Origin of the sequence: Bradyrhizobium sp. USDA 223, assembly GCF_044909005.1 — a bacterium.
Lineage (GTDB): Bacteria > Pseudomonadota > Alphaproteobacteria > Rhizobiales > Xanthobacteraceae > Bradyrhizobium > Bradyrhizobium yuanmingense.
On the sequence record NZ_JBIYDR010000001.1, the window covers coordinates 7,672,210 to 7,685,119 of the forward strand.

Annotated in this window: 13 protein-coding genes; 12 read left to right on the forward strand and 1 reads right to left on the reverse strand. The window is 64.6% G+C overall.

All coding sequences use genetic code 11. The annotated features are described in order from the left end of the window. Window positions 1–111: 111 nt before the first annotated feature. The 12 genes from cysG to ABIA40_RS35775 all read left to right on the forward strand — a co-directional run bounded on the left by cysG (window position 112) and on the right by ABIA40_RS35775 (window position 11,339). Complete coding sequence (cysG, locus tag ABIA40_RS35720) at window positions 112–1,536, forward strand: siroheme synthase CysG (protein WP_404545905.1); 1,425 nt, start codon at window positions 112–114, stop codon at window positions 1,534–1,536. Continuing rightward, a complete protein-coding gene (locus ABIA40_RS35725; RefSeq protein WP_275516099.1) occupies window positions 1,533–1,850 on the forward strand; it encodes a DUF2849 domain-containing protein in 318 nt (105 codons plus the stop codon). The genes cysG and ABIA40_RS35725 overlap by 4 nt, the downstream gene beginning before the upstream one ends. A gap of 11 nt (window positions 1,851–1,861) precedes the next feature. Then, complete coding sequence (locus ABIA40_RS35730; RefSeq protein ID WP_404545907.1) at window positions 1,862–3,517, forward strand: nitrite/sulfite reductase; 1,656 nt, start codon at window positions 1,862–1,864, stop codon at window positions 3,515–3,517. Then, window positions 3,504–4,019 carry a DUF934 domain-containing protein gene (locus ABIA40_RS35735; RefSeq protein WP_035998199.1) on the forward strand — a complete coding sequence of 172 codons (516 nt, stop codon included), beginning with the start codon at window positions 3,504–3,506 and terminating at the stop codon, window positions 4,017–4,019. The genes ABIA40_RS35730 and ABIA40_RS35735 overlap by 14 nt, the downstream gene beginning before the upstream one ends. Beyond that, complete coding sequence (locus ABIA40_RS35740; protein WP_271542858.1) at window positions 4,016–4,741, forward strand: phosphoadenylyl-sulfate reductase; 726 nt, start codon at window positions 4,016–4,018, stop codon at window positions 4,739–4,741. Before ABIA40_RS35735 ends, ABIA40_RS35740 begins: the two co-directional genes overlap by 4 nt. Window positions 4,742–4,849: 108 nt before the next feature. Beyond that, window positions 4,850–5,863 (forward strand): sulfate ABC transporter substrate-binding protein, encoded by a 1,014-nt coding sequence (locus ABIA40_RS35745; protein WP_404545910.1) that lies wholly within the window; start codon window positions 4,850–4,852, stop codon window positions 5,861–5,863. 37 nt (window positions 5,864–5,900) lie between these two features. After that, complete coding sequence (cysT, locus tag ABIA40_RS35750) at window positions 5,901–6,737, forward strand: sulfate ABC transporter permease subunit CysT (protein WP_074447692.1); 837 nt, start codon at window positions 5,901–5,903, stop codon at window positions 6,735–6,737. Window positions 6,738–6,746: 9 nt separating this feature from the next. Further along, window positions 6,747–7,658: a sulfate ABC transporter permease subunit CysW gene (gene cysW / locus ABIA40_RS35755; RefSeq protein WP_036021670.1), complete on the forward strand. Its 912-nt coding sequence runs from the start codon at window positions 6,747–6,749 to the stop codon at window positions 7,656–7,658. Next, window positions 7,648–8,682: a sulfate/molybdate ABC transporter ATP-binding protein gene (locus tag ABIA40_RS35760; RefSeq protein WP_035998225.1), complete on the forward strand. Its 1,035-nt coding sequence runs from the start codon at window positions 7,648–7,650 to the stop codon at window positions 8,680–8,682. The genes cysW and ABIA40_RS35760 overlap by 11 nt, the downstream gene beginning before the upstream one ends. A gap of 108 nt (window positions 8,683–8,790) precedes the next feature. After that, on the forward strand, window positions 8,791–9,294 hold the full coding sequence (locus tag ABIA40_RS35765; protein WP_035998228.1) for a CAP domain-containing protein: 504 nt from the start codon (window positions 8,791–8,793) through the stop codon (window positions 9,292–9,294). A 79-nt stretch (window positions 9,295–9,373) separates the two neighbouring features. Then, complete coding sequence (locus tag ABIA40_RS35770) at window positions 9,374–10,549, forward strand: DUF3734 domain-containing protein (RefSeq protein WP_404545913.1); 1,176 nt, start codon at window positions 9,374–9,376, stop codon at window positions 10,547–10,549. A 1-nt stretch (window position 10,550) separates the two neighbouring features. Then, window positions 10,551–11,339 (forward strand): 3-hydroxybutyrate dehydrogenase, encoded by a 789-nt coding sequence (locus ABIA40_RS35775; protein ID WP_057028138.1) that lies wholly within the window; start codon window positions 10,551–10,553, stop codon window positions 11,337–11,339. Between the two features lie 156 nt (window positions 11,340–11,495). On the opposite strand, the gene ABIA40_RS35780 is transcribed toward ABIA40_RS35775, so the two are convergent. After that, window positions 11,496–12,863 carry a flippase gene (locus tag ABIA40_RS35780; protein ID WP_404546445.1) on the reverse strand — a complete coding sequence of 456 codons (1,368 nt, stop codon included), beginning with the start codon at window positions 12,861–12,863 and terminating at the stop codon, window positions 11,496–11,498. Window positions 12,864–12,910 lie beyond the last annotated feature (47 nt).

The window sequence follows — 12,910 nt, forward strand, 5'->3', positions numbered from 1 at the left end:
CTATAGTTGCGGTGCGGAAGAGAAGAAAAAATTTTCTCTTTGCGCGCTCGAAACGAGACATATATAGAAAATAATTCCAGTCAACCCCGTTTGTGGGGAAGCGAGTATCACATGCGGTTCTTGCCGGTGTTTCTCGATCTCAAGGCCGGCCCGGTGGTCCTCATCGGGGCGGGCGAGCTTTTGCGCGCCAAGCTGCGCGTGCTCGCCGCTGCCGGCGCGCGCCTGCGCGTGCATGCGATCGATGGCAATCATGACCTCGGCTTGGGCTCCGAAGACGGAGCGCGCATCGAGATCGCGGCGGGCGATCCGCTCACGGCGGATCTTTCCGGCGTCATCGCCGTCGTCTGTGCGGGCGCAGGCGATGTCGGTGTCGCCATGTCGGCTCGCGCCAAGGCGGCTGGCCTGCCCGTCAACGTCATGGACGACCTCGAGCATTCCAGCTTCATCTTTCCGGCCATCGTCGATCGCGGCGATGTCGTGGTCGCCGTCGGCACCGGCGGCACCTCTCCAGTGGTGGCGCGGCGCGTGCGCGAGAAGATCGAGGCGCTGCTGCCGGCGCGCATTGGCGAACTCGCCGAGTTCATCGGCACCTTCCGCAAGTCGATCAACGAGCGCATCGCCGAGTTTCCGCTGCGCCGCCGCTTCTGGGAGCGCGTCATCGACGGTCCGATCGGCGCCGCCGTGCTCGCCGGCCGCAACAGCGAAGCCGATGCATCGCTCAAGGCGATTGCCGATCCCACCGCATTCGCGCGCGCCGACAAGACGGAAGGCTCCGTCGCACTGGTCGGCGCCGGCCCCGGCGATCCCGATCTGCTCACCATCAAGGCGCTGCGCGCGCTGCAGGACGCCGACATCGTCTTCCATGACGAGCTGGTCTCGCCCGAGATTCTCGACCGCATTCGCCGCGACACCACGCGCGTTGCGGTCGGCCGCCGCGTCGGCAAGCCCGGCATCGGCCAGGACGCCATCAACGAGCGCATGATCGAGGCCGCGCAATCGGGCCAACGCGTCGTGCGGCTGAAGGGCGGCGATCCCTTCGTGTTCGGCCGCGGCGGCGAAGAGGTGGAAGCGCTGCGCGCCGCCGGCATCGCCTATTCGATCATTCCCGGCATCACCGCAGGGCTCGGCGCCGCCGCCGATTTCGAGGTGCCGCTCACTTATCGTCACGAAGCGACCCGCATCACCTTCCTCACCGCACACAAGGCCCGCGATGCCGAGAACGTGGATTGGTCGACGCTGACCGACACGAGGATGACGGTCGTGGTCTACATGGGCATGACCGCAGCGCCCGCCGTGCGCGCAGGCTTGTTCGCGGCCGGCCGCTCGCCGGAGACGCCGGTCGGCGTGTTCGCCCGCGTCACGCGGCCGGATGCGCAAGGCGCAATTGGCACGCTGCGCGATCTGCCGGAACTGGTGCGGCGGATCCATGGCGGTCCCGCCATCCTCATCATCGGCGACGTCGTCCGGCATGCCGGCTCGCTTCGCCGCCAGACACCCAAACAAATCATCTCTGACCTATTGGATGCAGCCGAATGACCTCTCCGCTCGAACAAAAGAAGATCCGTATCGCAGGCCCCTCGGTCGTGACTGCCAACCGTACCTGGGACGGCATCGTGGTCTACCGCACCGCCGCCAAGAGCTGGTCCGCCGAGCTGTCGGAAGCCGCCATCGTGCGCAACTCCGACGAGGCCAGGGCGTTGCTTGCGGAAGCCGTGGCCGATGACGTCGGCGCCATCGGCCCCTATATCGCGCCGGTGCAGATCGGCGACGATGGCAAGGTCCTGCCCGGCAATCTGCGCGAACAGATTCGCCGCACCGGCGTCACAATCGGGCAGCCGGCCCAGGTTTAAGGCACCCACTTATGTATGCTTACGACGAAATCGATCGCACGCTCGTCAACGAGCGCGTCTCGGAGTTCCGCGACCAGGTGAAGCGGCGCCTTTCCGGCGAGCTCACCGAGGACGAGTTCAAGATTCTGCGGCTGCAGAACGGCGTCTATCTGCAGCTGCACGCCTACATGTTCCGCGTCGCGATTCCCTATGGCACGCTGGCGACGAACCAGATGCGGGCGCTCGCCCATGTCGCGCGCAAATACGATCGCGGCTACGGCCACTTCACCACGCGGCAGAACATCCAGTTCAACTGGATCAAGCTCGCCGAGCTGCCGGATGCGCTCGAAGACCTCGCCAAGGTCGGCATCCACGCGATGCAGACCTCCGGCAACAACATGCGCAACGTCACCTCGGACCAGTGGGCCGGCGTCGCGCCGGGCGAGATCGAGGACCCCCGCATCTGGTCGGAGCTGATCCGCCAGCACACCACGCTGCATCCGGAATTCTCGTTCCTGCCGCGCAAGTTCAAGATCGCGATCACCGCCTCGGACCACGACCGCGCCGCGATCAAGATCCACGACATCGGCCTGCGGCTGATCAAGAACGAGAAGGGCGAGACCGGCTTCGAGGTGCTGGTTGGCGGCGGTCTCGGCCGCACGCCGTTCATCGCCAAGACCATCAAGCACTTCGTGCACGGCCGCGACATCCTCAGCTATATCGAGGCGATCTTACGCGTCTACAACCAGTATGGCCGCCGCGACAACATCTACAAGGCGCGCATCAAGATCCTGGTGCACGAGCTCGGCATCGAGAAATTCTCGCGCGAGGTCGAGGACGAGTGGCAGCAGATCCGCAACTCCTCGCTCCAGATCGACGACGAGGTGATCGAGGACATCCGCTCGCGCTTCACCTACCCTGCTTACGAGAAGCTGCCGCACATGCCGGACGAACTGCGCCAGGCCGCGGCCGACCCTGATTTCGAGGCATGGCGCAAGAACTCGGTGGCCCCGCACAAGGTGCAGGGTTACTCCATCGTCACGATCTCGCTGAAGCCGACCGGCGGGCCTCCGGGCGATGCCACCGCCGAGCAGATGGACGCGCTGGCAGATCTTGCCGACAAATATTCCTTCGGCGAGATCCGCGTCGGCCATGAGCAGAACCTGGCGCTGCCGCACGTCGCCAAGCGCGACCTGCCGGCGCTGTGGAAGGCGCTCGACAAGCTCGGGCTGGCGACGCCCAACGTCAACCTGATCACCGACATCATCGCTTGCCCCGGGCTCGATTATTGCTCGCTGGCGAATGCGCGCTCGATCCCGATCGCGCAGGAGCTGACGCGGCGCTTCGCCAATCACGAGCTCGCCAACCTGATCGGCCGCCTGCACATCAACATCTCCGGCTGCATCAATGCCTGCGGCCATCACCATGTCGGCCATATCGGCATTCTCGGCGTCGAGAAGAACGGCGAGGAGGTCTACCAGATCACCATCGGCGGCCGTGCCGACGAGAACGCCGCGCTCGGCACCCTGATCGGTCCCGGCGTCAAGTTCGACGAGGTCGCCGACGTGGTCGAGGACATCGTGGAAGCCTATCTGGCGCTGCGCGAGCGGCCTGAAGAGCTGTTCATGGACACGGTGAAGCGCCTCGGCGTCGAACCCTTCAAGGAGCGCGTCTATGCCACTCGTTAATGGCGGAAAGATCACGGACGACCGCTTCGTCAAGCTCGCCGTCGACACGCCGCTGCCCGAGGGCGGCGACATCCTGGTGCCCGCCGAGCGCTTCCTCGGCGAGGCCGAGGGCTTGCTCAAGCGCGCCGGAAAGGTCGGCGTGATCTGGCCCAACAATCGCGACATCGCCGAACTCGTGCCGTATCTCGGCCAGATCGCCGCCGTCGCGCTGGTGTTCCCGACCTTCCGTGACGGGCGCGCCTACAGTCAGGCGCGGCTGCTGCGCGAACGTTACAATTATCGCGGCGAATTGCGCGCGACCGGTCAGGTGCTGCGCGACCAGTTCGTGTTCATGCTGCGCGCCGGCTTCGATGCCTTCGAAGTCAAGAAGCAGGCCGACGCGGAGGCCTTCATGCAGACCGCCAAGCGCTATTCGGTGTTCTACCAGCCGACCGGCGATGGCCGCATCACCGCGCTGCACCGGCGCATGCAGCTGCGCCATTCCGAAGGGGTCGGCACGTGAACGCGATCGCGCCTCAGGTTTCGCCCGTGTCTGCGCTACCTTCGGCGGACGAGCTCGATCGCGCCTTGCGCGATGCCTCGCCCGCGGAGGTCATTGCCGCGGCGCTGAAGACGGTCGGGCGCGAGAAGCTTGCGCTGGTGTCGTCCTTCGGCACGGAATCGGCGACGCTGTTGAAGGTCATGTCGGATGTCGATCCCGCAATCCCCGTGATCTTTCTCGACACCGGCTGGTTGTTTGAGGAGACGCTGGCTTATCGCGATACGCTGATTGCGACGCTGGGCCTGAAGGACGTTCGCTCGATCAAGCCGGCCGAGGAGACGCTGTTGCGCGAAGATCCCGACCGCGACCTCTGGTTCTCCGATCCCGACGCCTGCTGCCGGATCCGCAAGGTCGAGCCGCTGGCGCGTGCGCTGAAGCCGTTCGACGCCTGGCTCAACGGCCGCAAGCGCTTTCAGGGCAATGCGCGCGCCGACATTCCGGTCGTCGAGGACGACGGCGCGCGGCTGAAGTTCAATCCCTTCGCCAACGTCTCGCGCGAGGAGATCGAGGCGATCTTCACCCGCGCCAAATTGCCGCGGCACCCTCTGGTTGTGTCAGGATTCCTGTCGGTTGGGTGCATGCCTTGCACCAGCAGAACGACTGAAGGTGAGGATGCACGCGCCGGCCGGTGGCGCGGCCGGGCCAAGACAGAATGCGGCATCCATACGATGAAGACTTCGTAGCACAGTCACGCTGCGAGCTAGCGAACAAGAAAATCGGGTTCCGTTGACACAAGAGCGTTTCGCCAGGAGTTATGCCTGCCGTCGACGACGCCGATGTCGTCGAGGTGAATGGAGATGGACATGATGCGCCGTATCGTTCCGCTCGCCGCAGGATTGCTCGCGACGGGGCTCTGGGCAGGCTCGGCTCTGGCCGCCGAAATCAATCTGCTGAACGTGTCGTACGATCCGACGCGCGAGCTCTATGTCGAGTTCAACAAGGCGTTCGCGAGCGCCTACCAGAAGGAAACCGGCAAGAGCGTCGAGATTAAGCAGTCGCACGGCGGCAGCGGCTCGCAAGCACGCGCGGTGATCGACGGCTTGCAGGCCGATGTGGTGACGCTTGCGCTCGCCTATGACATCGACGCCATCGCGAACAAGCGCCTTACCGCGGCGGATTGGCAGAAGCGGCTGCCGCAGAATTCATCACCCTATACCTCGACCATCGTTTTCCTGGTGCGCAAGGGCAATCCCAAGGGCATCAAGGACTGGGACGATCTGATCAAGCCGGGCGTTGCCGTCATCACGCCGAACCCGAAAACGTCGGGCGGCGCGCGCTGGAATTATCTTGCCGCCTGGGGCTTTGCGCAAAAGAAATACGGTTCGGCCGACAAGGCCAAGGACTTCGTCGGGAAGCTCTTCCAGCAGGTGCCGGTGCTCGATACCGGCGCCCGGGGCGCCACCGTGACCTTTGTCGAGCGCGGCGTCGGTGACGTGCTGCTCGCCTGGGAGAACGAGGCGTTCCTGGCCCTGAAGGAATTCGGTGCGAACAAGTTCGAGATCGTTGCACCGCCGCAGTCGATCCTCGCCGAGCCGCCGGTCGCGATCGTGGACAAGGTTGCCGACAAAAAGGGCACCCGCAATGCGGCTGACGCCTACCTTCAATACTGGTACACCAAGGAAGGGCAGGAGATCGCCGCGCGCAATTTCTACCGTCCGCGCGATGCCGAGACCGCCAAAAAGTATGAAAATTCCTTCGCCAAGGTCGAACTGTTCACGATCGACGACGTCTTCGGCGGCTGGACCAAGGCACAGAAGGAACATTTTGCAGACGGCGGCGTTTTCGATCAGATTTACAAGAACTGATCGGGCGCTGTCGTAGGGGGCTTTAGCAGGGGGCCTGGTGAGCGCACTCGCAGCACGACGCCGGACATTGCCGGGCTTCGGTCTCACCATGGGACTGACGCTTTCCTGGCTGTCCGTGATCATCTTGATTCCACTGGCCGGCCTGTTCCTGAGATCGCTCGAGCTCAGCCCCGAGCAGTTCTGGAACATCCTCTCCAGCCGCCGCACCCTGAACGCGCTCCGAGTCTCGTTCGGCCTCGCCTTTGCGGCGGCCTGCGTCAATCTGGTGATGGGCAGCATCATCGTCTGGGCGCTGGTCCGCTACCGCTTCCCCGGTCGCCGCATCTTCGATGCCATCGTCGACGTGCCGTTTGCGCTGCCGACGGCGGTGGCCGGCGTCGCGCTGACGGCGCTGTTCGCCGAGAAGGGCTGGTTGGGAGCTCCGCTCGCCGCGCTCGGCCTCAAGGTGGCGTTCACGCCGGTCGGCATCTTCGTCGCCATGATCTTCATCGGCATTCCCTTCGTTGTCCGCACCGTGCAGCCGGTGCTGCAAGATCTCGACCCTGAAATCGAGGAGGCCGCGGGCAGCCTGGGGGCCAGCCGCTTGCAGACCATCGTTCGCGTGATCCTGCCTTCGCTCGCGCCGGCGCTGCTCACGGGCCTCGCGCTCGCCTTCGCCCGCGCGGTCGGTGAATACGGCTCGGTGATCTTCATCGCCGGCAATCTGCCCAACGTCTCCGAGATCGCGCCGCTCTTGATCGTGATACGCCTGTCCGAATTCCGTTACGCCGATGCGACCGCGATTGCGGTGGTCATGCTGGTCGTCTCCTTCGTCATCATCTTCGCGGTCAATCGGCTCCAGCGCTGGGCGCAGAGCCGGATCCCGGCGCGCTGAGGGCGGACCATGACGATGCAGATCGCAGATTCCGTGTCGCTCTCGGCCTCCGACTCGCAGGCACGCGCGCACGCGGCGGCGGCGCGGAACAATTTGCGCACAGAGCCGCGCGCCGTCCGCATCGTCATCATCACGCTGGCGTTGCTGTTTCTCACCGTCTTCGTCGTGCTGCCGCTGGTCGTCGTGTTCGCGCAGGCATTTTCGCGCGGCATCCTCGCCTATTTCGCCGCGCTCGCCGAGCCGGAGGCGATGGCGGCGATCAAGCTGACATTGATCGTCGCGGCGATCTCGGTCGGGCTCAATCTGGTGTTCGGCCTCGTCGCCGCCTGGGCGATTGCAAAATTCGAGTTTCCGGGCAAGACCTTCCTGATCACGCTGATCGACCTGCCGTTCTCGGTCAGCCCGGTGATCTCGGGCCTCGTCTTCGTGCTATTGTTCGGCGCGCAAGGCTATTTCGGCAGCTGGCTGCGCGAGCACGACATCCAGATCCTGTTCGCGGTCCCCGGCATCGCGCTCGCCACCACCTTCGTAACCTTCCCCTTCGTGGCGCGCGCGCTGATCCCCCTGATGCAGGAGCAGGGCACGCAGGAGGAGGAGGCCGCGATCTCGCTCGGCGCCTCCGGCCTGCAGACCTTCTTCCGCGTCACCCTGCCCAACATCAAATGGGGTGTGCTCTACGGCGTCCTGCTCTGCAACGCGCGCGCGATGGGCGAGTTCGGTGCGGTCTCCGTCGTCTCCGGCCACATCCGCGGCGAGACCAACACCATGCCGCTCTTGGTCGAGATCCTCTACAACGAATACCAGTTCGTCGCCGCTTTCGCGATCGCCTCGCTGCTCGCAATGCTGGCGCTGATCACGCTGATCGCAAAAACCGTTCTCGAACGTCATCTCGACGAAGGACAAGACGCCAGTGACCATTGAAGTCAAGAATCTCGTCAAGAAATTCGGCAGTTTTGCAGCCCTCGACGGCGTCGATCTCAAGGTCAATGACGGTGAGCTGCTGGCGCTGCTCGGCCCGTCCGGCTCCGGCAAGACTACCTTGCTGCGGATCATCGCCGGCCTCGACTGGCCGGACTCAGGCGAAGTCTCCTTCAACGGTGAGGACGCGCTGGCGCAAGGAGCCCGCGAGCGCCACGTCGGATTTGTGTTCCAGCATTATGCGCTGTTCCGCCACATGACGGTGTTCGAGAACGTTGCCTTTGGCCTCCGCGTGCAGCCGCGCGCGGTCCGAAAGGATGAGGCTGCGATCCGCTCGCGCGTCAAGGAGCTGCTCGATCTGGTGCAGCTCGACTGGCTCGCCGACCGCTATCCGAGCCAGCTCTCCGGCGGCCAGCGTCAGCGCATCGCGCTCGCCCGTGCGCTTGCGATCGAGCCGCGCATTCTGCTGCTCGATGAACCCTTCGGCGCGCTCGACGCCAAGGTGCGCAAGGAGCTGCGCAAATGGCTGCGCTCGCTGCATCACGAGATCCACGTCACCTCGATCTTCGTCACGCACGACCAGGAGGAGGCGCTGGAAGTCGCCAACCGCGTCGTGGTGATGGACAAGGGACGGATCGAGCAGATCGGCTCGCCCGACGATGTCTACGACAATCCGGCGACGGCGTTCGTGCACGGCTTCATCGGCGAATCCATCGTGCTGCCGATCCAGATCGGCGATGGTGCGATCCGGCTCGGCGACCGGCAGCTCGATCTCGCGGCCGATGGGCTTGCGCCTGGCGCGTCGAAGCTGTTCGTGCGGCGACATGACATGCTGGTCGGCCCGCCCGGCAGCGGCGCCTTCGAGGGCGCGGTCCAGCACGTCCGTAATTTCGGCCCGGTGCAGCGGGCGGAAGTAGCCCTGTCCGGCGGCGAGACCATCGAGATCGACGCCCCCCGCGACAAGGAACTGCGTGCCGGCGACACGATCGGCCTCAATCCGCGCCGCTACCGGATTTTTGCGGGCTAGGCCCGCCGTCATTCCGCCCCCGGAATGACGGCTCAAATTCTCTTCAAAATTCACCTTTCAGCCATTGTTGGTATGCAACAACAGCCCCTCATTTGGGGGCCCCGATTCATGCGCGCTGCGGCCGCAATTCTCATCATGTTGCTGCTTGCCGGCTGTGCCGGCAACGAAGCTCCGGTCCAGCAGCCGTCGATGTATGCCGACATGGCGGTCCCGGGCTCCAAGCTCGACGTCCAGGCAGCTGCGATCATGATCTCGCAATACCGCCAGAACAACGGGCTCGGTACGGTCGTGGTGGACCCGGATTTGACTCGGCTCGCCGAATCCCAATCGGGCGCCATGGCGGCGGCCAACAAGATGGACCACGACGTCCGCGCGCCGCTCGCCAAGCGTCTGGCCTCTGGCGGTTATCCTGCCACCGTGGCGGTCGAGAACATCTCGGCCGGCTATCATACGCTGGCGGAAGCGTTTTCCGGCTGGCGCGACTCGCCTCCGCACCGCGCCAACATGCTCAAGAGCGGTGTCACAAAATTAGGCATCGCGGCGAGCTATGCTCCAGGCACCAAATACAAGGTGTTCTGGACCATGATCCTGGCCTCCACGGAGCCTCGATAAGCCAGACTTGATCCCGGGGATGCATTGACGTCGCGGCGGAGTGTCGCCACGGTGGCCAGCCTTTTGCTATTGTTCCCGCATGAGCGATCACAGTCCGGAAACCGCAACAATCCCCACGAATGCGCAACGCGTCCTGGTCCTCCAGGGCGGCGGCGCGCTCGGCTCGTACCAAGCGGGCGCCTTCCAGGCGCTGTGCGGCTACGGCTTCGATCCGGAATGGGTCGCCGGCATCTCGATCGGCGCGGTCAATGCCGCCATCATCGCCGGCAACGAGGGGCACACCCGCGTCGAGCGGCTCAAGGAATTCTGGGAAATGGTGTCGGCCCCGGTGCCGTGGAAGCCGGTCGGCAAGAGCGACCGCAGCCGCGAGCTGTTCAATTCCACCAGTGCCGCGCTGATTGCGACGTTCGGCGTGCCCGGCTTCTTCACGCCACGCATTCCGCCGGCGCCGCTGTGGCCGCCGGGGCATCCCGAGGCCGAAAGCTATTACGATACCTCGCCGCTGAAGAAGACGCTGGAACGTCTCGTCGATTTCGACCGCATCAACGATCTGAAGACACGCCTGTCGGTCGGCGCGGTCGGCGTCACCTCGGGCAATTTCAGATATTTCGACAATTACGCGTTCAAGAAGCTCGGCAAGAAGATCGGCCCCGAGCACATCATGGCCTCCGGCGCGCTGCCGCCGGGCTTTCCCTCCGTCGTCATCGACGGCGAGCATTATTGGGACGGCGGCATCGCCTCCAACACTCCGCTCGACTACGTGCTCGATGCCGAGGTCGAACGCGACATGCTGATCTTTCAGGTCGATTTGTTTTCCGCGCGGGGCGACCTGCCGAACTCGCTGCTGGAGGCGGCCGAGCGCGAGAAGGACATCCGCTATTCCAGCCGCACGCGGATGAACACCGACAAGAACAAGCAGCTGCACAACGCCCGCAGGGCCGTGCGCGATCTGATCGGCAAATTGCCGGACTATCTCAAGAATGATCCTTCCGTCGAATTCCTGGCGAAAGTGTCGCGCGAAAGCACCGTCACCGTGGTGCACCTGATCTATCGCAGCAAGAACTACGAATCCTCGTCCAAGGATTACGATTTCTCGCACATTGCCATGGTCGAGCATTGGGAAGCCGGCGTGCGCGACGTGCATCTGTCGATGCGCCACAGGGACTGGCTGGAGCGGCCGCAGTCCGGCGAGACCATGGTGACCTACGATCTCACGGGGGACGTCACCGCGCCCCCGGCAAAAAGGAGCGAATAGAATGGGTACTCTGTCAGGCAAGAACGCCGTCGTGACCGGATCGACCAGCGGCATCGGGCTCGCTTACGCGCGCGCTTTCGCCGGCGCCGGTGCCAACGTCGTCATCAACGGTTTCGGCTCGCCGGAGGACATCGAAAAGGAGCGCGCCAAGATCGAATCCGATTTCGGCGTCAAGGCGGTCTACTCGCCCGCCGACATGACCAAGCCCGCCGAGGTCGCCGGCATGATCGCGCTCGGCGAGAAGACGTTCGGCTCGGTCGACATCCTCGTCAACAATGCCGGCATCCAGTTCGTCTCGCCGATCGAGGAATTCCCGCCGGAGAAATGGGACCAGATCATCGCGATCAATCTGTCCTCGGCCTTCCACGCCATCCGCGCCGCGGTGCCCGGCATGAAGAAGAAGGGCTGGGGCCGCATCATCAACACGGCGTCGGCGCACTCGCTGGTGGCCTCGCCATTCAAGTCGGCCTACGTCTCGGCCAAGCACGGCATCGCCGGCCTCACCAAGACCGTGGCGCTGGAAGTCGCGACCCACAAGATCACCTGCAACTGCATCAGCCCCGGCTACGTCTGGACCCCGCTGGTCGAGAAGCAGATCCCCGACACGATGAAGGCGCGCAATCTGACGCGCGAGCAGGTCATCAACGACGTGCTGCTCGATGCGCAGCCGACCAAGGAGTTCGTCACCTCCGAGCAGGTCGCCGCGCTCGCCCTGTTCCTGTGCAGCGACGACGCCGCCCAGATCACCGGCACCAACCTCTCGATCGACGGCGGCTGGACCGCGGAGTAATTCGTGCCGACCTGACAACTCTCGGTCATGCCCCGCGAAGGCGGGGCATCCAGTACACCGCGGCCTCTCGGTTAATCACAGCCGCCTCGAAGTACTGGATCGCCCGGTCAAGCCGGGCGATGACAGTGAGAGTAGCGCGGCCTTTTCGATCGTCGCCTATTTACCGAACGCCAGCACGTGCAGCCCGAGCCGCTGCCGCACGATCCAGAACAGCAGCACCGTCTCGAAGGTGAGGGAGATCGAGGTCGCGGCCGCCGCGCCATGGCCGCCGTAGCGCGGGACCAGCGCGATGCAGAGCACGAGGTTCATCACGAAGGCTAGCGCATAGGCAAGCGCGCAGATCTTCTGCTGGCCAAGCATGTTGAGAAGGCGCTCCACCGGACCGATCGCGGCGCGCACGACGAGGCCGATCGCGGCCACGAACATGATGTCGTAGCCGATCACGAATTGTGGTCCGAACAGCCAGAGCAGCGGCTTGCCGAGCGCGAGCAGCACGATGGTCGCGGCCAGCGACGGCCAGAACGTCCAGGTGATGGCATGCGCGACGTAGGCCGACAGGCGCGCCTTGTCGCCGCTGGCATTGTATTCGGCGAAGCGGTGTGCCGTCGTGGCTGACATCGCGTAGTGGATGAACGAGACCAGCGCCAGCGTCTTCACCACGGCGAAATAGACGCCGACCTCGTCCGAGGGACGGAATTGCTGCAGCACCAGCACGTCGGTGTAGGACAGGAGCAGGTAGAAGCTCTCGACCAGCAGGATCGGTAGCGAGACGGCGAGCCAGCCCTTGACGTCATAGGCCTTCGGTCCCGGTGTGATGTGATCGGCGAGCTTGCGGTTCAGCACCACCATCTGCCCGGCCATTGCGATCCATACCGCGCAAAGGCTTGCCACCATCGCGGCGACCGCGCCGAGGTGATAGCCGAGCAGGAAGGCGAGCGCCGTGATGCCGATGATCAGCGCCTGACGGATGATGAATTGCGGCATCAGGCCGAGTTGCATCCAGTCGTGCGAGCGCGCGATGCCGTCCTGGGTGTTCGCGACGACGAAAGCGGGCAGCGTCATGCAGCCGATATAAAGCGGCAGCACCTCGGCCGGATCGATCCAGGGCGACAGCAATTTGACGATGCCGGCAAGGCCGAGCGACACCAGCGTGGACACGGCAAAGGTCAGCCAGCGGCTGCCGGACAGGAAGCCGCGCAGCAGGGCGTGCGCGCCGCTGGCGCGGTACTCCGGAATGATTTTTTGCGCGGAGGCCGAGATGCCGAAATCCATCATGCTGCCGAGCAGCAGCACCCAGGTCCAGACATAGACGTAGATGCCGTAATCGGACGTGCCCATCCAGCGCGCGAGCAACACCTGCGAGACATAAGCGAGGCCGGCGCTGATGACGCGAATGATGAAGATGGTGCCGGCGAGCCGCCGGGTCAGCGACGCCTCGCTCGATCCGCCCGCGAGCTTGGCGCGCAGCCGCGCGACCAGCCCGGCCGGTCGGGTCGTTGCGGGTGGTGCATCCATCACGGCCAATTCGAACAATCCCCAGCGACCTGCGGCGGCAGGCGAGGGATTAGCAA

Excerpts from the sequence above, each read along its gene's own strand:
- cysG (WP_404545905.1), top strand. The coding sequence starts at position 112 with ATGCGGTTCTTGCCGGTGTTTCTCGATCTCAAGGCCGGCCCGGTGGTC.
- ABIA40_RS35725 (WP_275516099.1), top strand. The coding sequence starts at position 1,533 with ATGACCTCTCCGCTCGAACAAAAGAAGATCCGTATCGCAGGCCCCTCG.
- ABIA40_RS35730 (WP_404545907.1), top strand. The coding sequence starts at position 1,862 with ATGTATGCTTACGACGAAATCGATCGCACGCTCGTCAACGAGCGCGTC.
- ABIA40_RS35735 (WP_035998199.1), top strand. The coding sequence starts at position 3,504 with ATGCCACTCGTTAATGGCGGAAAGATCACGGACGACCGCTTCGTCAAG.
- ABIA40_RS35745 (WP_404545910.1), top strand. The coding sequence starts at position 4,850 with ATGGAGATGGACATGATGCGCCGTATCGTTCCGCTCGCCGCAGGATTG.
- cysW (WP_036021670.1), top strand. The coding sequence starts at position 6,747 with ATGACGATGCAGATCGCAGATTCCGTGTCGCTCTCGGCCTCCGACTCG.
- ABIA40_RS35765 (WP_035998228.1), top strand. The coding sequence starts at position 8,791 with ATGCGCGCTGCGGCCGCAATTCTCATCATGTTGCTGCTTGCCGGCTGT.
- ABIA40_RS35770 (WP_404545913.1), top strand. The coding sequence starts at position 9,374 with ATGAGCGATCACAGTCCGGAAACCGCAACAATCCCCACGAATGCGCAA.
- ABIA40_RS35775 (WP_057028138.1), top strand. The coding sequence starts at position 10,551 with ATGGGTACTCTGTCAGGCAAGAACGCCGTCGTGACCGGATCGACCAGC.